Below are 19,319 nucleotides of genomic sequence, written 5' to 3'. Positions count from 1 at the left end.
ATCTTCTGGATTTATGGATTATGCCATGGTGAGAACGCTTTTTACCCGAGGCGGAAGAGTACTTATGTGATGGAAGAATTTTTCATCTTCGCAGCGCTCGCCTCATTCGTCGCCTTTCTCCTCCCGTGGCGGCACCGCGCCCTCGCCGGCACTGCGGGGTGGGCTTGCATGGCTCTCTATCTCTTCGCCGAACTGCCGCACTACTTCTCGGTCAACAATTTCTTCTACCCCACCCTCGCCCTCCTCTCCGTTCCCTTCGTCTGGGTTACGGCGAAACGCCTCCGTGCAGGTGACAGAAATGTCCTGTACCTCACCAGAGCGGCGGCGGTGGCCTCCCTCATATACATCCCCTTCGGCTACACGGTCCTCGGCGACTGGCTGATCGGTGTCGTCGTCGGGCAGATCGGGTGGTGGCTCGCCGTCCTCGGCGTGAACTACGCCATGGTCGACTGGAACATGTTTGCGAGAAACGGCTTTCGGATAGAGATCATCCTCGCCTGCACCGGCATCCAGAGCATGGCGATCATGCTCGGCGTTGCGGCCGCCGTGCCGACCGACCTGCGACAGAAGGTCCTCGCCTTCCTCCTCATCGTGCCGGTGATCTATGTCCTCAACATCTTCAGGAACGTGTACGTGATCCTCGCATACACCGGCCAGTGGTACCAGTTCCTCCCGGAGATCGCAAGCAACGGCGAATACGGCTACGAGAGTTTCTTCTGGGCCCACAACGTGCTCTGCGAACTCGGGGCTCTCGTCGCCCTCGTGGTCATCGCATATCTCCTCTTCCTGGTCATCCCAGACCTTGGAAAAATGGTCGACGCACTCTACCAGACCTACCGGGACGAGTTCAGGAGAGCGATCGCGAAAGATAGATGATCCGCTGGATCGCCGAGAGGTTTGAACAGACAGCGATGATGATCACGGCAACGCCTGCATACCCGGTCGCGGCCCCCAGGATCAGCACGATCAGGGTTTCGGGGCGGCCGAAAAAGCCGACCCCCTCGAGGGGATCGTGGATCTTCCCGCCGACGCGGTCGGAAAAGCCGACCTCAGCATAGACCACCGGTTTGATGAAGGTGTTCATCATCGAGCCGAAGATGGCGACGGCGACGACGGCCCAGTCTGCCGCCGGGGGCAGGGGCGCAAACCCGCTGACAATCGCCACCCCCGAGAGCCCCACGCCGAGGAGGGCAAGGGCGTCGACGTACTTGTCAAAGACCCAGTCGATCACCGCCCCGAACTGTGTCTGGCAGCACTTCTTCCGGGCCACCGTCCCGTCCACCAGGTCGAGGACGGCCGAAAACAGGAGAAGAAACGCGCCCGCAAGAAAATAGCGCTCAGCAAAGGCGAGGGCGCAGAGCACCCCGAAAAAGAGGGAGAGATAGGAGATCTGGTTGGGACTGAAGCCTGCCCTGACAAAAAAATTTGCAACAGGCTCGAGTTTCGAGATGAGCCTCGGCCTCAGCGCCGTAATATTCATACCATAATCAAGGAACGCCCAACGGCATTAAGGATTGCTTTGCCCACCCAGACCCGACACCGTTCCCATTTTAAATTCCCGGGATAATGTATGACTGGGACTATGTCAGATCCATCAATACGGCCACATGTGCTGATGATGTCGGAGATCACCGTCGACGGGAAACTCACCCTGAAACGGGGGGCATCCAGCAAGATTCTCATGAAACATATGGCGCATGAGACCGAGATCCTCCTCCACAAGACCCGGGCAGAGTGTGACGCCATCATGGTCGGGTCCACCACCATCTCAATCGACAACTCGTTTCTCACCGTCCGGCTCGTCCCCGGCAAAAGCCCGCTCCGCGTCATCCCCTCGAGCATGGCCGAGATCCCGCTGCACGCCAACGTGCTCGGGCCGGACGCGCCGACCGTGATCGCCGTGTCAGAACGCGCCCCCCGGGAGCGCGTCGAGGCCATCCGTGCAAAGGGCGCGGACGTCGTGGTCTGCGGGAAAGAGCGCGTCGACCTGCCTGCCCTGATGAAAATCCTCAGGGAAGAATACGGCGTCGAGAAGATGATGATCGAGGGCGGACCGACCCTCAACTGGCACATGCTCAAGCACGGCCTCGTCGACGAGATACGTCTCATTCACCTCCCCTTCATCGTCGGAGGTGAGGACACCCCCTCACTCGTCGGCGGGATGCACATCGATTCCGAGGATGAGATGATCCGCCTGACGCTCCTGCGCCACTATCTCTGCGGAGACAATCTGGTGACAGAATACGCCGTCTGTTACGGGGAGTGAAGAATGGCAGGGCTGCTGGAGAGGATAGAGCGGGCACAGAGGCGCCGGCGGCTTGAGAGGAAGCTGCTCTATGGCTGCGTCGCCGCGCTCATCCTGATCGCAGCGCTCGCCGCAGTGTACTTTTTTGCCCCCGGAACCGGGAGCGATGTCGCCGTCGTCAGGGTGGAAGGTGAGATCCTGACCGGCGACTTTTCGAACGGAGCGTACGTCGGGAGCGAGTACGTGGGCCGCAAGGTCAGGGAGGCCGCTGACGATCCACTGGTTAAGGCGATCGTCCTCAGGATCGACAGCCCGGGGGGGAGCCCTGCAGCGGCGCAGGAGATCGTCCGAGACCTCGAATATGCCCGCGAGCGAAAAACAGTGGTCGCCTCGATGGGCGACCTCGCCGCCTCGGCCGCCTACCTGATCGCCGCTCACACCGACCGGATCTACCTCTCGCGCGACACCATGACCGGGAGCATCGGGGTGATCTGGCTCTTTACGGACGAGAGTGAGTGGATGAAAAACGAGGGAAAGGAGGTCGAGGTGGTGAAGTCAGGGGAGCAGAAGGACATGACATCCCCATACCGCCCCCTGACCGATGGAGAGCGGGCATATGCGCAGGAGATCGTGGACGCCAGCTTCGAGGACTTCATCAACGACGTGATCGCTCAGCGCCCGGTCGAACGCTCAGAGATCGCCAACGCCCGGTTGATCAGGGGCGAGGAGGCGATCGCGATCGGGCTTGCCGACGAGGTGGGCAACCTGTTCGACGCCATCGAGGGTGCCAGGGCCCTCGCCTCGTCCTAGATCATCGCCCGCGGATCGGCCTTCATGAACTCCCGACAGACGGTCGTCGCATAATGGCCTGGCGGGAGCGTGAAGGCGAGGCTAACGTCCGTATCCGTTACGCCCGATTGTATCTCTGATTTTACAGCGATCGGTCGGAGCGCGCCGTTATACCGCAGGCCGACAAAATCAGCCGCACGTTTGAAGTCTTGAGCGGTGATCCCGTCCTCTTCAAGGATCATTGCCATACGTTCATCGCTTTTTCCCTCGATGCGGGCGCCCTCGGATCCCGGTATGAAAACGGCGATCGCGCAGCGGCCACGGCTGAGGTGAACCGAGACGAGGCGCCGGTTCGTCTCCGTGACAAGGTCTTCGCGGCCGTTTTCAAAGAGGAGACGGTCGCCCGGGACAGGGTCGTCAAGCCCGGCACCGTCGGCAAGGCGCATCGAGAGCACCCGGTTAAAGAGCCACGACTGGTAGGCCGAGACGAACATGGAGAGGAGTTTTGGGGGGAGGTTTTTCAGGGCACCGGCATGGTCGCCGGGCGCTTCGGCAAGACGCGAGAGGAGCGAGCGCTCGAAGCCGAGGTGGCGCGGGAGGGCGGCGATCGCTGCCTTTGCGTCCAGAGTCTCGCGATACTCGGTCCGTATCCTCCTGACCTCCTCGTCCTCGTCAGGGCAGGCGAGGGCGACGTAGGTCATCACCGCCGACTCATAGTCGCCCTGCAAAATATGCCTGCCAACAAGGTGGGTGACCGGCCTGACGACCCCGAAGCGCTGGAGCCCGAAGTAGTTCGGAAACCCGACCGCAGCGGCAGTGGTGCAGGCGGCGACGGTCGCCGCGGTGTCGGCGGCAGTGCAGTCGCGGATCGTGATCGCAAACCGATTGCCCTCGAGCAACCCGAGGGAGAGAGGGTGCTGATTGCGGCCGACCGGCTTGAGGACGATATCCTTGATCCTGAGCCCCTCGACCGCCTCCTCCTCCACGTCATAGATAGAGATGTACTGTGAGGTGACGGCGTTTTTGTCCTTGGTGCCGGCCCATGCGATCCGCCGGTGGGAGATGCCGAGGGCTGAGGCGATCGTCTTCATGGCGTGCTGGTGCTCCCAGTTCCGCTTTTGGAGGCGGCAGATCAGGTACGGCCCGCACCCTGAGGGTTCCTGCAGAGGGATCTCCTCGACGGCAAAGTCATCGGGGCTCTTCCGCAGCACACCGCCGGTGCCCGGGGTGTCGGTGATGTACCACCCCATGCCGAGCGCCTCTTCAAGGGGGTAGGGGGTCGGGATCATAGGAGCTGGAGTCCGCCGGTGATCCGGTCGAGTTCTTCGCTCCGTGCCGGTCCGAGCCCGACCGCCGTGACGGTGCCCGGCGGGATCTCGGTGAGGCCGGCGTCCTGGATCAGGGTGCATGGGATGCCGGCCATCCCTGCCACCGTCTTCAGTTCAAAAAGGGCCCGTTCCCCGGCGGCCTTCAGCACGACTTTCTTCTGCCCCTCTGAAAGCCACGCCTTCTTCGCCTCCTTCCCCGCGTTCTCATAGGCCCCGATGGCGGCGTGCGCCACCTGCGCACATTTCTTGCCACAGCTCATCTTCACGTCGCTCCTGATCACGAGGCACTGTTTCCACTTAAACTCGGGCTCTCCACTCATCCCTATCCTGTTGGTGCGGCGCGGCAAAGAAGCCGATAGTCATCGGGAGATTGAAGTAGGACGGCGAGATCATATCTGGGAAGATGTACGACGTTGCGGTGGTCGGGGCGGGACCGGCAGGGAGCGCGGCGGCCGAAGCATGCGCCAGGGCAGGGCTCTCCACCCTCTGCATTGAAGAGCACGCGGCGCCCGGTCTCCCGGTCCAGTGCGCCGGTCTCCTCTCGGCGAATGCCTTTGCAGAGTGCCGGGTCTCGGAGCGTTCGGTCCTGAACCGCGTGCGGGGTGCGCGCATCGTCTCGAGCACCGGGACCGGCTTCTCCTTCGATGCCGGGGTGACAAAGGGGTATGTCGTCGACCGCGCCGCCCTCGATGCAGAGATGGTCAGGGCGGCGGCCGCGGCCGGGGCCGAGTTCTGGATGAAGACCGCCGTGGTCGGGGCAGGCGAGGGGCGACTCCTCACCAGGGGCGTGAACGGGCGTCAGGAGGTGGCGGCGCGGCTGGTGATCGCCGCCGACGGCCCGAGGAGCGGAGTCGCCAGGATGCTCGGGATCGCCCGCGCGCCCGTGTATCTCTCAGGGATCCAGGCCGAGGTGCCGCTGGAGCGGGAGAGCCACCTCGTCGAGATCCACCCGAACGCCGCCCCGCAGTTCTTCGCCTGGGTGATCCCGGCGGGGGAGGGGCGGGCGCGGGTCGGGATGTGCGGTACGGCGAACGTGCGCGATGACTTCTGCCGGTTTGCCCGCCCCTATCTCTCGAGCGTCACCCACCTGGTCACCGGCACCATCCCCCTGGGGACGATGCCGCGGACCTACGGGCGCCGCACCCTCTTCGTCGGGGACGCTGCCGGGATGGCAAAGCCCACCTCGGGCGGGGGCGTCTATACCGGGGTGCGCGCGGCGCGCCACGCGGCAGCGGTAGCCGTCTCCTGCTGCGAGTCGGGCGACTTCTCTGACAATGCGCTCGCCGACTACGAGCGGCGCTGGAAGGGGGATTTCGGCCGGGAGCTCACACAGGGAACGAGATTTTTCCGGTTCAGACAGGAGATCGCACCCGCACAGGTCGATCGCCTCATCGCCGTAATGGCCGATCCTGAGATCACCGACCTGATCGTCCGCTACGGTGACATGGACCGGCCCGACGCCCTGGTCCGCCGCCTCCTTACAAAAAAGAAGATCCTTATGTCATTTGGCATCATGGCCGCCCCGGCAGTGCGCACATTTCTGAAAGAATTAACAATGTAAACGAACAAGTAACATCTATATACCTCAAAGTATTACTAAGGTATGATCATACATGCACATACCTGATGCGTTCATTCCAATCGGGCAGAGCGCGATCTACTGGCTCATCGCCCTTGTCTTCATCGTCCTGGCACTGAAGTGGGCCAGAAACGAGCTCGACGAAGAGAAGATCCCACTTGTCGCCGTCCTTGCGGCCGGCATCTTTGCCATCCAGGCATTCAACCTCCCGGTCGGCATGGGCACGAGCGGGCACCTCGTCGGGGGTGCGCTCGTCGCCATCCTGCTGGGATCCCCCTATGCCGCCGTATTCATCCTCACCCTCGTCCTCCTCGTCCAGGGGGTCGTCTTCGGTGACGGCGGGATCACGACGATGGGCGCGAACATCATCAACATGGGTGTCATCGGCGGCTTCGTCGGCTACTACACCTTCACCGGGCTCCGGAACGCCGTCAAAAACACCTACCTCTCAGCGGCCGTCGCCGCCTGGTTTGCCTGCTTCGTCTCGGCCCTCGCCGCCTCGGTGGAGATGTGGCTCGCTGGCACCTTCCCCCTCGTCCCCGGCCTCATCGCCATGGGCACCTACCATGCGGCGATCGGGATCATCGAAGCGGTGCTCACGGCCGGCGCGATCTACCTGATCGCCTCGGCACGTCCTGACCTGATGAAAACCTCTACGGGGGCGGCAGCATGATCGAGACAAAGCAGTTCGTCGCCATCGGCCTGGTTATCGCCCTGATCATAGGCGTTACCGCCGTATTCCTCGCCTCGGGCGACCCTGACGGCCTGGAGTCCACCGCTCTCGTGGTGCAGGACGCAAAGAGCCTCACCGGTCCTTCCCCCGAGGACGCCGACGTCGAGGCGATCGGTGCAGGCACCTTCGAGTACGCGGCGCCCCTGCCCGATTACTCGATAGGCGAGGGCGGCGGCAAGGTCGGAGAAATCGTTGCCATTGTTCTGGGCACGATCCTTGCGCTCCTTATCGTCTTCGGTGTGGGCAGGGCGGTTGCCGCTTCAAAACACTGACTCTATATTCTTTTTTAGCATATTACACGACAATGCACATCCTCGAGACCCGCAACCTCACCTACGCCTATCCCAACCGGCCCCCGGCCCTCAACGGCGTGAACTTCATCGCCGGCAGGAAGGCGCGGATCGCCGTCATCGGGGCGAACGGTGCGGGCAAGAGCACCCTTTTCAAACACTTGAACGGGATTTTGAAGCCGACGTCAGGCGAGGTGCTCGTCCACGGCGAACCGATCACAAAGGCAAACCTCAGGGAGGTGCGCAAGATGATCGGCATCGTCTTCCAGAACCCGGACGACCAGGTCTTTTCCCCGACGGTGGAGCAGGACATCGCCTTCGGGCCGGCAAACCTCGGGCTCGACGAAGAGACGGTGCACCACCGGGTCGAGAGCGCCATGCGCCTCCTCGCCCTTGACGACCTGCGCACGCGCCCGCCCCACCACCTCTCGGGCGGGGAGAAGAAACGGGTGACCATCGCCGGCATCCTTGCGATGGAGCCGCAGGTGCTCGTCCTGGATGAACCGACCGCGGGGCTCGACCCGCAGGGCGTGGCAGACCTCATCAGGTTTGTCAACACCCTGCCCGAACGGTTCGGCATGACGGTGGTCTTCTCCACCCACCACCTCGATCTCGTTCCCGAACTGGCCGACTATGTCTATGTGATGGACCGCGGCGCGGTCGCCGCACAGGGGCCGGTGCCGGCGATCTTCTCGCAACCCGACCTGCTGGCGCGCACCCGCCTCGACATCCCGGTGCTCCAGCGGCTGATGCGTTCGCTGCGCGAGGCCGGCGTCCCGCTCGGTGAGGGCTACACCTACGAAGAGGTCGAGGCGGCTTTCAGGGAGGCGTACCGGGGCCGGCCATGATCGAAGATCTCTTCGCCATCGAGCAGTCGGCACAGGGCACGAGCCCGGTCCATCGCTGCGATGCACGGGTGAAGCTCCTGATCACCCTCGCCGTGATTATAACGGTTGTCGCCTTCCCGTACACGACCGCGGTCTATCGCCTCGGCGCCGCAATTCTGCTCTTTTTTGCCGCCCTCTGGACGGCATCCGGCCTCTCTCCGACCATCTACCTCAAGCGCTTCCTCCTGATCCTGCCGTTCGGCTTCTTCCTGATCTTCTTCCAGATATTCTTCGAAAACCCGCATTACACGGCGTTCCATCCGCTGTTCGCCCTCCCCTTAGGCATCGCCGTCTATGCCGAGTCGGTGGAGTTCGCCTCCATCCTGGCGGTGAAATTTCTTGCCTGCATCTCCTTCATCATCCTCCTCTCCTCGACGACAACAATGCAGGGGATGCTCGAGGGCGCCGGGCGCCTGGGCATGCCACCGGAGTTTACCCTCGTCCTCGGGATGATGGTCCGCTATCTCTTCCTCTTTGCACGGATCTACCTGCGGGTGAAGGCGTCTCTCGAGACGAGATGCTTCGACGCCTTCGACCGTTCCCTGCCGTACCGCTACCGGCTGCAGACGCTCGCCTACACCATCGGAACAATCTTCCTCCGCTCCTTCGAGCAGGGGGAGCGGACCTATACGAGTATGCGCTGCCGCGGATACGGGAAGGACTCGCACCTCTTCATCAGGAAAAAGCCGCTGCTCATGTCGGAATGGGTGTTTCTTGCCACAAGCCTCACACTCGTCCCGGCGGCGGCGGTGACGGCATGGCTCCTGTGAGACCGGGCACTGATACCTTTTTTACCGGGGAGGACAACTTCCCATCCATGGAGAGCAAATTCGGGAGAGGTTTTGTGATCCCCCTGGTGGCGCTCAGCAAACATTTCGCCCTCCCGCCCGAGCAGGCGTTTTACGGCGCCGCCGATCATCTCGACGAACTGATCCTCCCGGCGCAGTTCGCGGGCACCCGGATCGAGAGCCTTGTCGAGCAGCTCAGGAAAAAAGTGATCTGGCACCAGCCCGGCAGCATGGACCGGGAGACCGCAGTCGAGGTCAGGGCGATCCTCCAGAAACTCCTCGTGGAAGTGGATCTGGCCTTCGGGATCGCGGACCCTCAGATCGGGACCTATGACTGACAATCTGAAAAATTGAGTACCTTAAAGAGGGTTCACGACCAATACATAGTGTGAATCCACGAGTTTCGCGTCCCTTATTTTTAACGGAGGTCAGGCATGAGTTCAACCTATGACGCCTCCCACATCACCGTATTAAAGGGCCTCCAGCCGGTGCGCGAGCGTCCTGCCATGTATATCGGGAGCACCGATACGCGGGGCCTCCACCACCTGGTCTACGAGGTGGTCGACAACTCCATCGACGAGGCGCTTGCAGGTTTCTGCAATCAGATCAGTGTTTCCATCGGCACCGACGGTTCGTGCACCGTCGTGGACAACGGCCGGGGCATCCCGGTCGATACGATGAAGAACGGCAAAAGCGCCCTTGAAGTGGTGCTCACCGTCCTCCACGCCGGCGGCAAGTTCGACAAGAACACCTATCAGGTCTCAGGCGGGCTGCACGGCGTCGGTGTCTCGGTCGTCAACGCCCTCTCGACGATGCTGCGCGCCACTGTCCACCGCGACGGCAGGGTCTATGAGATCACCTTCTCCCGCGGCGCGGTGACCGAGCAGATCCATTCCAGGAAGGAAAGCCTCGACGAGATGAAAGCCCGCTACGTCCGGACATATGGCGTGGAAGGTGACTGGGGAGAGATCGAGGAGCGTGACACCTTCCTCGAACGTTTCGGGGAACGCCTCTCCGGAACAACGATCTCGTTCGTCCCGGACGAGACGATCTTCGAGACCGTCACCTTCGACTACGATGTCCTCGCCCACCGGATGCGGGAACTTGCATTCTTAAACTCCGGACTCTCGATCTCGATCAGGGACGAGCGTTCGGGCGACGAGGACCATTACTGCTATGAGGGCGGGATCGCCGAGTTCGTCAGGCACCTCAACGAGAGTGCCGAGAAGATCCACGAAAACATCATCTCCTTCGACCGGAAAGACGAAGAGAACCGGACCGAGGTGGAGGTCGCCTTCCAGTACACGAACACCTTCAAGGAGCAGGTCTACACCTTTGTCAACTCCGTGAACACTCGCGAGGGCGGGACGCACCTCGAGGGGTTCAGGAGCGCGATCACGCGGGCGATCAACAACTCGGCGAAGAAGAGCAACCTGCTCAAAAACGGCGCCTCGGTCAGGGGCGACGATGTCAGGGAAGGCCTCAACGCCGTTATCTCCATAAAGATCGCAAACCCCCAGTTCGAGGGGCAGACAAAGATGCGCCTCGGCAACTCAGCAGTCAGGGGCATCGTCGATTCCCTGGTCTACTCCTCTCTCACCGAATTTTTCGAGGAGAACCCGAAGACCCTCCAGGCGATCGTGGGCAAGGCCCTCCTCGCCGCACGAGCCCGCGAGGCGGCACAGAGCGCGCGCGACCTTGCCCGCCGGAAGAGCACCCTGGAAAGCGGCGGTCTGCCCGGCAAACTTGCCGACTGCTCAGAGCGCGACCCCGCAAAGAGCGAGGTGTATATCGTGGAGGGCGACTCTGCAGGCGGGTCGGCAAAACAGGGGCGCGACCGGAGGTTCCAGGCGATCCTGCCTCTCAGGGGTAAGATCCTCAACGTGGAGAAGGCTTCCCCGCACAAGATCCTGAAGAACGCCGAGATCCAGGCGCTTATCTCCGCGATCGGCACCGGCGTCGGCGAGCACTTCGACGCCTCCCGGGCGAGGTATCACCGGATCATCCTGATGACCGATGCCGATGTGGACGGGGCGCATATCACGACGCTCCTCCTGACCTTCTTCTTCAGGTACATGCCCGAACTCATCGAGCACGGCTACATCTACATCGCCCAGCCCCCCCTCTTCAGGGTGGCGCGGGGCAAGAAGGAGGAGTATGCCTACCGCGAGGAGGACATGAAAGAGATCATGGCCGCCATGGGCGATAAGGGCGTCTCAGTCCAGCGCTACAAGGGTCTTGGCGAGATGAACGCCGGACAACTCTGGGAGACGACGATGGATCCGGCGAACCGGGTGCTCAAACAGGTGCGGATCGAGGACGCCATCTATGCGAACGAGATCTTTGAAAAACTGATGGGAGACGACGTGGAACCCAGAAAGGAATTTATCCGGAGACATGCGCAGGAGGTGAAGAACCTTGACATCTGAGGAGAAGCCCGAACGCCGTTCCGTCATCCAGGTCACTGTCGAGAACGAGATGAAGTCCTCGTACATCGACTATGCGATGTCGGTGATCATCGGCCGTGCGATCCCGGACGTCCGCGACGGCCTCAAGCCGGTCCATCGCCGCATCCTCTACGGGATGTGGGAGATGGGCGTCACCCACGACAAACCGACGAAGAAGAGCGCAAGTATCGTCGGCCATGTGATGGGCAAATATCACCCCCACGGCGACGCCTCCATCTACGACACCCTTGTCAAGATGGCGCAGCCGTTCAGCTACCGCTACATGCCGGTGGAGGGACAGGGGAACTTCGGCTCCATCGACGGCGATTCCGCTGCGGCGATGCGGTACACGGAAGCCCGCCTCAACCCCCTCGCCGAGGCGGTCCTCGAGGATATCGAGAAAGAAACGGTCGATTTCATCCCGAACTTCGACGAATCGACGAAAGAGCCGACGGTGCTCCCTGCAAAGGTCCCGAACCTGCTCATCAACGGATCGTCGGGGATCGCCGTGGGCATGGCGACGAATATGCCGCCGCACAACCTCGGCGAGGTATGCGACGCCCTCTGCGCCTATATCGACAACCCCTCGATCGGCGTCGAGGACCTGATGCAGCATATCCCGGCCCCGGACTTCCCGACCGGCGGGATGATCATGGGCACGGCCGGGGTGCGCGAGGCCTACCTCACCGGCCGCGGCAAGGTGATCATGAGAGGTGTCGCCGATATCGAGGAGGAGGGGCGGACCCCCCGCATCATCATATCGGAGATCCCCTACCAGGTGAACAAGGCGAACCTTGTCGAGCAGATCGCCACCCTCGTGCGGGAGAAGAGGATCGAAGGGATCTCGGACCTCCGTGACGAGTCGGACAAGGACGGGATCAGGGTGGTCGTCGAGCTGAAGCGCGACGCCATGCCGCAGGTCGTCCTGAACCAGATCTACAAGCACACGCCTCTCGAAAGCACCTTCGGGATCAACAACCTCGCCATCGTGGACGGAAAGCCCCTGACCCTCAGCCTCCCGCAGATCATAGAGCATTTCCTCGACCACAGGATCGAGGTCGTGCGCAGGCGGTCCCAGTTCGAGCTGCGCAAGGCGCAGGAGCGGGTGCACATCCTCAACGGGCTGATCCTCGCCCTGCAGAGCATCGACGATGTGGTCGCCGCCATCAGGGCATCTCAGAGCGCCGAAGAGGCGCGAGAAACCCTCATCGCCCGGTTCGGCCTCGACGAGGTGCAGGCGAACGCCATCCTCCAGATGCAGCTCCGCCGCCTCGCGGCCCTAGAACAGCAGAAGATCACAGACGAGCGCACAGGACTGCAGAAGGAGATCGAGCGGCTGCAGGAGATCCTCTCCACGCGTGAGAGTATCGTCCGGGAGATTAGATCCGACATCGTCGGGCTCAGGGAGCAGTTCGGCGACGAGCGCCGGACGCAGATCGTCCCGGCAGCCGGCGAGATCTGCAAAGAGGACCTCATCGAGGACAAACCGGTTCTTGTCTCACTGACGGCGACGAATTATATCAAGCGGATGCCGCTCGAAACCTACCGGATGCAGCGCCGCGGCGGGAAGGGCGTCATCGGGATGGCGACAAAGGAGGACGACGTCGTCTCGGACGTCTTTGTGGCAAGCACCCACGATTACCTCCTCTGCTTCACCAACAAAGGGCGGATCTACTGGATGAAAGTCTACGACATCCCGGAGAGCAGCCGGACGGCGAAGGGCAAGGCGATCGTCAACCTGCTCAACCTCAATGATGAACTGGTGAACGCCGTCATTCCCCTGCGGAAGTTCGATACCGGCGAGTTCCTCTTCTTTGCAACAAAGGAGGGGATGGTCGTGAAGATCCCGGTCGAGGAGTTCTCCCGCCCGCGGCCGAGCGGGATCCTCGCGATCAAACTGAAGGAGGGCGACGAGTTGATGGATGTGAAGGTCACCAACGGATCGACGGAGGTGCTCCTGACGACCTGGAAGGGCCAGAGCCTCCGCTTCTCCGAGGAGACCGTCCGCCCACTCCACCGCAACTCACAGGGGGTGATCGGGATCAGGATGCGCGGCGGCGACCACCTGGTCTCCTTAAGCCTGGTCTCAAAGGACCACCTGCTCACGATCACCGCCGGCGGGATGGGGAAGCGAACAGAGTTCGACGAGTTCCGCGGTCACGGACGGGGGACGATGGGTGTGCGGAATATCCAGCCGGCCTACGGCGACGGCGTGGTGGCGGCAAAGGCCGTCTCGGACGACGACGAGATCATCCTGATGAGCACCGCAGGAAACGTGATCAGGATGACGGTCGGCGGGATCTCGATCCAGAAGCGCGGCACCCGGGGTGTGCGGCTGATGAAGATGGACGAGGGCGACCGGGTCGTCGGTTTTGCGGCGATCAACCCGGACGACGAGATTGAGACACCCGAGATCTGACCGCCACCTTTTTTTCTGCCTTCACCGAGAAAGAGTGGAGGAGCATGAGATCCAGCGTGTATTTTGCAGGGGCCGCCGTGGAGAGCGATCGGAAAAATACCCTCGATAAGATCAACGACCTCTTTGAGGCGGCAGGGCTTGGGGCCTGCATCAGGGAAGGAGATCTGACGGCGGTGAAACTCCATTTCGGGGAGTGGGGCAACGACACTTATATCAGCCCGGTCTGGGTGCGTGAGGTCGTCGAGCGGATCAGGGCGGCCGGCGGCAACCCTTTTCTCACCGACACCGCCACCCTGTACTCAGGGGCGCGCCACAACGCCGTTGACCACCTGAGAACGGCGATCCGCCACGGTTTCGGTTTCGAGGTGACCGGAGCGCCGATCCTCATCGCCGACGGTCTGACCTCGGGGAACTGGCGGGAAGTAGGGATCGCCGGAGAGCGGTTCGACCGGGTGAAGATCGCAGGTGATATCCTCGATGCCGGGAGCATGATCGTCCTCTCCCATGTGAAGGGGCACGGCATGGCCGGGTTCGGCGGGGCGATCAAGAACCTGGCAATGGGATGCGCCCCGGCGGCCGGGAAAAAGGATCAGCACCAGGGGCTCCTCCCGGTCATCGACCAGAAGGTCTGCGCGGGCTGCGGGGGGTGTGCGGGCGTCTGCCCGACAGGAGCGCTGGAGGAGACCGCCGGGGGCGTCGGGCTGAAGGCTTCCAGGTGCATCGGCTGCGGGGAGTGCATGACCGTCTGCCCGACCGGGGCGATCGATTTCAACTGGGCCGGGGGGGTAACGCCCTTTATGGAGATGATGGCCGAGTACGCCCTCGGCGCCGTCGCCGGGAAGGAGGGGCAGGTGGGATACCTGAACTTCCTGGTGAACATCACGCCCGACTGCGACTGCTGCCTCTGGAGCGACGGCCGGATCGTGCCGGACATCGGGATCCTGGCATCCACCGACCCGGTGGCGATCGACGCCGCCAGCTTCGATCTGGTCAATGCTCAGCAGGGGATCGCCGGAAGTCGCCTCCTCTGCAACCACGCTCCAGGCCAGGACAAATTCAGAGGAGTCGCCCCGTACACCGACGGGACTATCCAGGTCCGCCACGGCGAGCGGATCGGGCTCGGCAGAACTGAGTATGAACTGATAGAGATTTGAGAGGGTTCTTTATCCTCCTGCTCCCTCCCCCTGACCCTCGCAGAGGCATGGGCAAACAGAGCCATCTCCACATCGGCCGGGAGTCAGACACCTGACTTTCGCAGGCTCGATTCGATCAGAGGCGCCGGGTGCGCATAGGATGCGGAGGGGTCACTGCCACAGGCAGCGCGGGTGACCGATCCGAGCGTTTCATCAGCACTCCCGGCCAACGCGAAAGGGATCTATGGACGCCCTCACCGTAATCCTCCTTTCCGTCGGCCTCGCCATGGACGCCGCCGCCGTCTCCATCGCCGGCGGGGTCACCGTCAGGAAGGGGCGGGCCCGGACTGCCGCCATGCTCGCCATACTCTTCGGAGTGTTCCAGACCGGTATGACGCTCGCCGGCTGGTATGGCGGCTCCCTTTTCAGCGGTTATATCGAGGGGTTCGACCACTGGATCGCCTTTTTCCTGCTCGCCGTCATCGGTGGAAAAATGCTCCACGAAGGGTTGAAAGGCGAGGACGGCAGACCGATCCCCTTCGACCGGGTGCCGGTGCTGCTCATGCTCGGCATCGCCACCTCCATCGACGCCCTCGCCGTCGGCCTCTCCTTTGCACTCCTGGGTGTGGAGATCCTGGAGCCGGCGATCGCCATCGGCATCGTCACCGCCGTCCTCTCACTCCTTGGGTTCTGGATCGGCACCGCCTTCGGCGACAGGAACCGCGACCGGGCCGCGATCCTCGGCGGGCTCATCCTGATCCTGATCGGCATCAGGATCCTCGTCGAACACCTCTTCACCTGATCCGGCGGCTGCCCTGTTTTTCAAGGTAGCGCTGGTGGTATTCCTCGGCCCGGTAGAAGGGGCCGGCGGGAGAGATCACCGTCGCGATCGGCCGCCTGTACCACCCCGAACGCTGCCGCCGTTCGAGGGAGGCGAGGGCCTCGGAGTACTGTTCGGGCGACGTCGTGAAGATCGCCGATCTGTACTGCGTCCCTACGTCCGGCCCCTGCCGGTCTCTCGTCGTCGGGTCGTGGATATCCCAGAAGACCTCCAGAAGGGCGGCATAGGAGACCACCAGGGGGTCAAAGACCACCGCCACCGTCTCGGCGTGCCCGGTCGCACCGGTGCAGACCTCTTCGTAGGTCGGGTTCTCCGTCGTACCTCCCATATACCCGACCGCTGTATCCACCACGCCCGGAACCTGTCGAAACGCCGCCTCGACTCCCCAGAAGCATCCCGCCGCAAAGTATGCCGTCTCACGCCCCGTCTCCCTGACCATGCACCCCCCTCTTGCCGCCGGAGAGATATATCTTCCCGGATACCGCAGGGAGAGCAATGTTCCCTCTCACCTATGTGGAGGCGGCCGTCGCCCTCCAGAAAGAGATCAGCCGCCTCGTCGTCACCGAAGGCGACCCCAGCCCGTCCCTCGTCGCCGGTCTCGACGCCGCCTACGCACGGGACGGAAGGACCGTCTTCGGCGCCGCGGCCCTCCTCGCATTTCCCTCACTCGAACTCGTCGAGGGTGCGTGGGCGGCGTGCGAGACCGCCTTCCCGTACATCCCCGGCCTCTTCGCCTTCAGGGAGGGGGCGGCCCTCGTGGCGGCGCTCGACAAACTCACGCACGCACCCGACCTCCTGATCGTCGACGGCCACGGCGTCGCCCACCCCCGGCGATGCGGGATCGCCTCTCACATCGGTGTTGTGACCGGCATTCCCTCGATCGGGGTGGCAAAACACCTCCTCTGCGGGACGGCGGCGATGCCGGACGAAGTGCGGGGATCGACGGCGCCGATGATCGAGAACGGCGAGACGATCGGCTGCGCCGTGCGCACGGCGGCAGGAGTTCGCCCGGTCTACGTCTCCGTAGGCCACCGCACCGGCCTCGCGGCGGCCGTGCGCCTTGTGCTCGCATTGTCAGACGGCTATCGGGTGCCTGAGCCGATCCGGGCCGCCCATGCCCTCGCCGCCAGGGCGTGGGAAGAGAACACCTCCCCTGAAGGAGCATTTATATCGAGAAACTCCCTGAGGGGTCAGTATGAGCGGCGAGGGCGGAGAGAGGGAAGATACGACGCGGAAAGAGACCCTGAAGATCTCGGGGATGCACTGTGCCACCTGCGCCCTCACCCTTGAAAAGGCTCTGAAAAATGTTGAAGGGGTGAAGAGCGCCTCGGTAAACCTTGGGGCCGAGCAGGCGGCGGTGGAATACGACCCCGGCCGCGTTTCGGCGGCCAGCCTCCAGCAGGCCGTCACCGGGGCCGGATACGGAGTGATCACCGGAAAGGCCGTCCTGAAAGTCGGGGGCATGATGTGCGCCACCTGCGTCAGGACGGTCGAGGCGGCCCTGCAGAGCCTTCCAGGCGTCGTCACGGCCACCGTAAATCTGGGATCGGAGCGCGCCTACGTCACCTACAACCCTGACACCGTCACCGTGGCAGAGATGGCAAAGGCGATTGAGGAGGCGGGTTACCAGTATATCGGCACCGAGGAAGAGGAGACCGGGGAGATCGAGCGGAAGGCGCGCGAGGCCGATCTCAGGGACAAACGCTGGCGGATCGCTATCGGCGCCGTCGCCTCTGCCCTCCTGATGGGGATCATGTGGACCGCCCCGCCGCTCCCCTTCGATATGGCCTACCTCATGCTCGTCATCGCCACCCCGGTCTTCGCCTACCTCTCGTGGCCGATCTTCCTCGCCGCATGGCGGGCCCTGCGGAACCGAACCCTGAACATGGACGTGATGTACTCGATGGGCATCGGGGTCGCCTTCGCCGCCTCGGTCCTGGGCACCTTCGGCATCGTCCTCACCCACGAATACCTCTTCTACGAGACAGCGGTGATGCTTGCCACCTTCCTCACCCTCGGCCGCTACCTCGAGGCAAGGGCAAAGGGGCGAACCGGTGAGGCGATCGCTGCCCTGATCCGCCTCAGGCCAAAGACAGCCACCGTGTTCGTCGATGGGAAGGAGGAGGAACGACCGATCGACGAGGTGCTGCCCGGCGACACCGTGCTCGTCCGCCCGGGCGAACGCGTACCGGTCGACGGCACCGTCAACCGCGGCGAGAGTTACGTGGACGAGTCGATGATCACTGGCGAGCCCGTACCGGTCAGGAAAGAGGCGGGTGATGCGGTCGTGGGCGGGACGATCAACGGCGACGGCGTGCTCGAGGTTGCGGCCACGCGGGTCGGCCGGGACACGGTGCTCGCCCAGATCATCAGGCTTGTCGAGGAGGCGCAGGGAACAAAACCCCCGGTCCAGCGGATCGCAGACACGGCGGTGGCGTACTTCATCCCGGCTGTGCTCTCTATCGCCGCGGCGGCCTTTCTCTTCTGGTACCTCGTGGCCGGGGCCACCCTGCTCTTCGCCCTCTCCACCCTGATCTCGGTCCTCGTCGTCGCCTGCCCCTGCGCCCTCGGCCTCGCCACCCCGACGGCGATCACCGTCGGTGTCGGCAGGGGCGCAGAACTCGGCATCCTGATCAAGAGCGGCGAGGCCCTGGAAGCGGCAGAGCGCCTGGATACCGTCGCCTTCGACAAGACCGGCACCCTGACGGAGGGGAAACCCGCGGTGACCGAGATCGTCGGGCTCGCCCTCACGGCAGAGGAGAGCCTCGCCCTCGCCGCCGGTGCCGAACAGAACTCAAACCACCCGGTAGCGCGGGCGATCGTCGCCAGGGCACAGGAACGGGAAATTTCGATCCCTGCGACCGACGCCTTCGAGACGGTCAGGGGCAAGGGAGTGCTCGCCACCGTCGACGGTCGCCTGATCGCTCTCGGCAACCGGGCGATGCTCGCGGACACGAACGTTATCCTCGATGAAGGGGCCGAGGCCGCGGTCGTCCACCTCGAAGAGGAGGGAAAGACCGTTGCCATCCTCGTCGCCGACGGTGCGGTCGCCGGCATCATTGCCGTCTCCGACACCCTCAAGCCCACGGCGATGGCGGCAGTCGCCGGGCTGAAGGAGATGGGGCTCTCTGTTGCGATGATCACCGGAGACAATCCCGGGACCGCCAGGGCGATCGCCGGGATGATCGGGATCGACCGCGTCTTTGCAGGGGTGCTCCCGGACGCCAAAGCCGCCGAGATCAGGACGTTTCAGGAGGAGGGGCGGCGGGTCGCCTTCGTCGGGGACGGGATCAACGACGCCCCGGCCCTTGCACAGGCCGACCTCGGGATCGCCATCGGCGGCGGAACCGACGTCGCCATCGAGAGCGGCGGCGTGGTCCTGGTCAGGGACGACCTCACCGACGTCCCGGCAGCGATCCAGCTGGCGCAGAAGGTGATCGGGCGGGTCAAACTCAATCTCTTCTGGGCGTTCGCCTACAACGCCGCCCTCATACCGGTGGCGGCGGGCGTGCTCTACCCGGCCTTCGGGATCACCTTCAGGCCCGAACTCGCCGGCCTCGCCATGGCGGCGAGCTCGGTCACCGTCGTCACCCTCTCCCTCCTGCTCAAAGGATATATACCAGAAGCAAAAAGAGGGAAAATGGAGGAAGGTACGATGGAGACTGACCCGGTCTGCACGATGAAGGTCGACCCGAAGACGGCGAAGTTCACGACAGACTACAAAGGAAAAACCTACTACTTCTGCGCACCCGGCTGCAAGAAGGAGTTCGAGAAGGACCCGGAAAAATACCTCGGATAACCCGGCATTTTTTCCGGATCCTTTCTGACGACGATTCGGCC

Annotated in this window: 19 protein-coding genes; 15 read left to right on the top strand and 4 right to left on the bottom strand. The window is 63.2% G+C overall.

The window, feature by feature from the left end; all coding sequences use genetic code 11:
• The first annotated feature begins 69 nt into the window (after nucleotides 1-69).
• A complete protein-coding gene (gene artA / locus HWN36_RS09605; RefSeq protein WP_176789133.1) occupies nucleotides 70-876 on the top strand; it encodes an archaeosortase A in 807 nt (268 codons plus the stop codon).
• Here artA and HWN36_RS09600 read toward each other — a convergent pair.
• Nucleotides 848-1,480: a CDP-alcohol phosphatidyltransferase family protein gene (locus tag HWN36_RS09600; RefSeq protein ID WP_176789132.1), complete on the bottom strand. Its 633-nt coding sequence runs from the start codon at nucleotides 1,478-1,480 to the stop codon at nucleotides 848-850. The two genes, artA and HWN36_RS09600, sit on opposite strands and share 29 nt — an antisense overlap.
• A gap of 102 nt (nucleotides 1,481-1,582) precedes the next feature.
• Here HWN36_RS09600 and HWN36_RS09595 point away from each other — a divergent pair, with 102 nt between their 5' ends.
• Together HWN36_RS09595 and sppA are read left to right on the top strand one after the other, a co-directional pair.
• Complete coding sequence (locus tag HWN36_RS09595; protein WP_176789131.1) at nucleotides 1,583-2,266, top strand: dihydrofolate reductase family protein; 684 nt, start codon at nucleotides 1,583-1,585, stop codon at nucleotides 2,264-2,266.
• Nucleotides 2,267-2,269: 3 nt separating this feature from the next.
• The gene (sppA, locus tag HWN36_RS09590) at nucleotides 2,270-3,055 is read left to right on the top strand and encodes a signal peptide peptidase SppA (RefSeq protein WP_176789130.1); all 786 of its coding nucleotides are present in this window, start codon (nucleotides 2,270-2,272) and stop codon (nucleotides 3,053-3,055) included.
• Here sppA and truD read toward each other — a convergent pair.
• Nucleotides 3,052-4,323, bottom strand: a complete 1,272-nt coding sequence (gene truD, locus HWN36_RS09585) for a tRNA pseudouridine(13) synthase TruD (protein WP_176789129.1) — start codon at nucleotides 4,321-4,323, stop codon at nucleotides 3,052-3,054. The genes sppA and truD overlap by 4 nt on opposite strands.
• Nucleotides 4,320-4,682 (bottom strand): peptidyl-tRNA hydrolase Pth2, encoded by a 363-nt coding sequence (pth2, locus tag HWN36_RS09580; protein ID WP_176789128.1) that lies wholly within the window; start codon nucleotides 4,680-4,682, stop codon nucleotides 4,320-4,322. Before pth2 ends, truD begins: the two co-directional genes overlap by 4 nt.
• Nucleotides 4,683-4,765: 83 nt before the next feature.
• On the opposite strand from pth2, the gene HWN36_RS09575 reads away from it, so the two are divergent.
• The 10 genes from HWN36_RS09575 (at nucleotide 4,766) to HWN36_RS09530 (ending at nucleotide 15,440) form a co-directional block, all read left to right on the top strand.
• A complete protein-coding gene (locus tag HWN36_RS09575; RefSeq protein ID WP_176789127.1) occupies nucleotides 4,766-5,923 on the top strand; it encodes an NAD(P)/FAD-dependent oxidoreductase in 1,158 nt (385 codons plus the stop codon).
• 52 nt (nucleotides 5,924-5,975) lie between these two features.
• Entirely contained in the window at nucleotides 5,976-6,614 is a 639-nt protein-coding gene (gene cbiM, locus HWN36_RS09570) for a cobalt transporter CbiM (RefSeq protein WP_176789126.1), read from the top strand.
• The gene (locus HWN36_RS09565) at nucleotides 6,611-6,946 is read left to right on the top strand and encodes a PDGLE domain-containing protein (protein WP_176789125.1); all 336 of its coding nucleotides are present in this window, start codon (nucleotides 6,611-6,613) and stop codon (nucleotides 6,944-6,946) included. Before cbiM ends, HWN36_RS09565 begins: the two co-directional genes overlap by 4 nt.
• 32 nt (nucleotides 6,947-6,978) lie before the next feature.
• Nucleotides 6,979-7,812 carry an ATP-binding cassette domain-containing protein gene (locus tag HWN36_RS09560; RefSeq protein ID WP_176789124.1) on the top strand — a complete coding sequence of 278 codons (834 nt, stop codon included), beginning with the start codon at nucleotides 6,979-6,981 and terminating at the stop codon, nucleotides 7,810-7,812.
• Nucleotides 7,809-8,621 carry a cobalt ECF transporter T component CbiQ gene (gene cbiQ, locus HWN36_RS09555; protein ID WP_176789123.1) on the top strand — a complete coding sequence of 271 codons (813 nt, stop codon included), beginning with the start codon at nucleotides 7,809-7,811 and terminating at the stop codon, nucleotides 8,619-8,621. Before HWN36_RS09560 ends, cbiQ begins: the two co-directional genes overlap by 4 nt.
• Nucleotides 8,622-8,668: 47 nt before the next feature.
• Nucleotides 8,669-8,977 carry a hypothetical protein gene (locus tag HWN36_RS09550; protein ID WP_048103774.1) on the top strand — a complete coding sequence of 103 codons (309 nt, stop codon included), beginning with the start codon at nucleotides 8,669-8,671 and terminating at the stop codon, nucleotides 8,975-8,977.
• Nucleotides 8,978-9,073: 96 nt separating this feature from the next.
• A complete protein-coding gene (locus HWN36_RS09545) occupies nucleotides 9,074-11,068 on the top strand; it encodes a DNA topoisomerase subunit B (protein WP_176789121.1) in 1,995 nt (664 codons plus the stop codon).
• On the top strand, nucleotides 11,058-13,505 hold the full coding sequence (gene gyrA, locus HWN36_RS09540; protein WP_176789120.1) for a DNA gyrase subunit A: 2,448 nt from the start codon (nucleotides 11,058-11,060) through the stop codon (nucleotides 13,503-13,505). Before HWN36_RS09545 ends, gyrA begins: the two co-directional genes overlap by 11 nt.
• Nucleotides 13,506-13,549: 44 nt before the next feature.
• Complete coding sequence (locus HWN36_RS09535; protein ID WP_176789119.1) at nucleotides 13,550-14,659, top strand: DUF362 domain-containing protein; 1,110 nt, start codon at nucleotides 13,550-13,552, stop codon at nucleotides 14,657-14,659.
• 223 nt (nucleotides 14,660-14,882) lie between these two features.
• On the top strand, nucleotides 14,883-15,440 hold the full coding sequence (locus tag HWN36_RS09530; RefSeq protein ID WP_176789118.1) for a manganese efflux pump MntP: 558 nt from the start codon (nucleotides 14,883-14,885) through the stop codon (nucleotides 15,438-15,440).
• Here the strand turns inward: HWN36_RS09530 and msrA are convergent.
• Nucleotides 15,433-15,918, bottom strand: coding sequence for a peptide-methionine (S)-S-oxide reductase MsrA (msrA, locus tag HWN36_RS09525; protein ID WP_176789117.1), 486 nt, complete (start codon nucleotides 15,916-15,918; stop codon nucleotides 15,433-15,435). The genes HWN36_RS09530 and msrA overlap by 8 nt on opposite strands.
• A 56-nt stretch (nucleotides 15,919-15,974) precedes the next feature.
• Here msrA and nfi point away from each other — a divergent pair, with 56 nt between their 5' ends.
• Together nfi and HWN36_RS09515 are read left to right on the top strand one after the other, a co-directional pair.
• The gene (gene nfi / locus HWN36_RS09520; RefSeq protein ID WP_176789116.1) at nucleotides 15,975-16,769 is read left to right on the top strand and encodes a deoxyribonuclease V; all 795 of its coding nucleotides are present in this window, start codon (nucleotides 15,975-15,977) and stop codon (nucleotides 16,767-16,769) included.
• Nucleotides 16,675-19,278: a heavy metal translocating P-type ATPase gene (locus HWN36_RS09515; RefSeq protein WP_176789115.1), complete on the top strand. Its 2,604-nt coding sequence runs from the start codon at nucleotides 16,675-16,677 to the stop codon at nucleotides 19,276-19,278. The genes nfi and HWN36_RS09515 overlap by 95 nt, the downstream gene beginning before the upstream one ends.
• Nucleotides 19,279-19,319: the final 41 nt, after the last annotated feature.

The organism is Methanofollis tationis (assembly GCF_013377755.1).
Classification (GTDB): Archaea; Halobacteriota; Methanomicrobia; order Methanomicrobiales; family Methanofollaceae; genus Methanofollis; species Methanofollis tationis.
The sequence above is the reverse complement of the archived record's forward strand: the minus strand, read 5'-3'. Positions and strand labels throughout refer to the sequence as shown.

What these genes read in the sequence shown, in the direction of transcription:
- artA (WP_176789133.1), top strand. Translation starts at nt 70, where the DNA reads ATGGAAGAATTTTTCATCTTCGCAGCGCTCGCCTCATTCGTCGCCTTT.
- HWN36_RS09600 (WP_176789132.1), bottom strand. Translation starts at nt 1,480, where the DNA reads ATGAATATTACGGCGCTGAGGCCGAGGCTCATCTCGAAACTCGAGCCT.
- HWN36_RS09595 (WP_176789131.1), top strand. Translation starts at nt 1,583, where the DNA reads ATGTCAGATCCATCAATACGGCCACATGTGCTGATGATGTCGGAGATC.
- sppA (WP_176789130.1), top strand. Translation starts at nt 2,270, where the DNA reads ATGGCAGGGCTGCTGGAGAGGATAGAGCGGGCACAGAGGCGCCGGCGG.
- truD (WP_176789129.1), bottom strand. Translation starts at nt 4,323, where the DNA reads ATGATCCCGACCCCCTACCCCCTTGAAGAGGCGCTCGGCATGGGGTGG.
- pth2 (WP_176789128.1), bottom strand. Translation starts at nt 4,682, where the DNA reads ATGAGTGGAGAGCCCGAGTTTAAGTGGAAACAGTGCCTCGTGATCAGG.
- HWN36_RS09575 (WP_176789127.1), top strand. Translation starts at nt 4,766, where the DNA reads ATGTACGACGTTGCGGTGGTCGGGGCGGGACCGGCAGGGAGCGCGGCG.
- cbiM (WP_176789126.1), top strand. Translation starts at nt 5,976, where the DNA reads ATGCACATACCTGATGCGTTCATTCCAATCGGGCAGAGCGCGATCTAC.
- HWN36_RS09565 (WP_176789125.1), top strand. Translation starts at nt 6,611, where the DNA reads ATGATCGAGACAAAGCAGTTCGTCGCCATCGGCCTGGTTATCGCCCTG.
- HWN36_RS09560 (WP_176789124.1), top strand. Translation starts at nt 6,979, where the DNA reads ATGCACATCCTCGAGACCCGCAACCTCACCTACGCCTATCCCAACCGG.
- cbiQ (WP_176789123.1), top strand. Translation starts at nt 7,809, where the DNA reads ATGATCGAAGATCTCTTCGCCATCGAGCAGTCGGCACAGGGCACGAGC.
- HWN36_RS09550 (WP_048103774.1), top strand. Translation starts at nt 8,669, where the DNA reads ATGGAGAGCAAATTCGGGAGAGGTTTTGTGATCCCCCTGGTGGCGCTC.
- HWN36_RS09545 (WP_176789121.1), top strand. Translation starts at nt 9,074, where the DNA reads ATGAGTTCAACCTATGACGCCTCCCACATCACCGTATTAAAGGGCCTC.
- HWN36_RS09535 (WP_176789119.1), top strand. Translation starts at nt 13,550, where the DNA reads ATGAGATCCAGCGTGTATTTTGCAGGGGCCGCCGTGGAGAGCGATCGG.
- HWN36_RS09530 (WP_176789118.1), top strand. Translation starts at nt 14,883, where the DNA reads ATGGACGCCCTCACCGTAATCCTCCTTTCCGTCGGCCTCGCCATGGAC.
- msrA (WP_176789117.1), bottom strand. Translation starts at nt 15,918, where the DNA reads ATGGTCAGGGAGACGGGGCGTGAGACGGCATACTTTGCGGCGGGATGC.
- nfi (WP_176789116.1), top strand. Translation starts at nt 15,975, where the DNA reads ATGTTCCCTCTCACCTATGTGGAGGCGGCCGTCGCCCTCCAGAAAGAG.
- HWN36_RS09515 (WP_176789115.1), top strand. Translation starts at nt 16,675, where the DNA reads ATGAGCGGCGAGGGCGGAGAGAGGGAAGATACGACGCGGAAAGAGACC.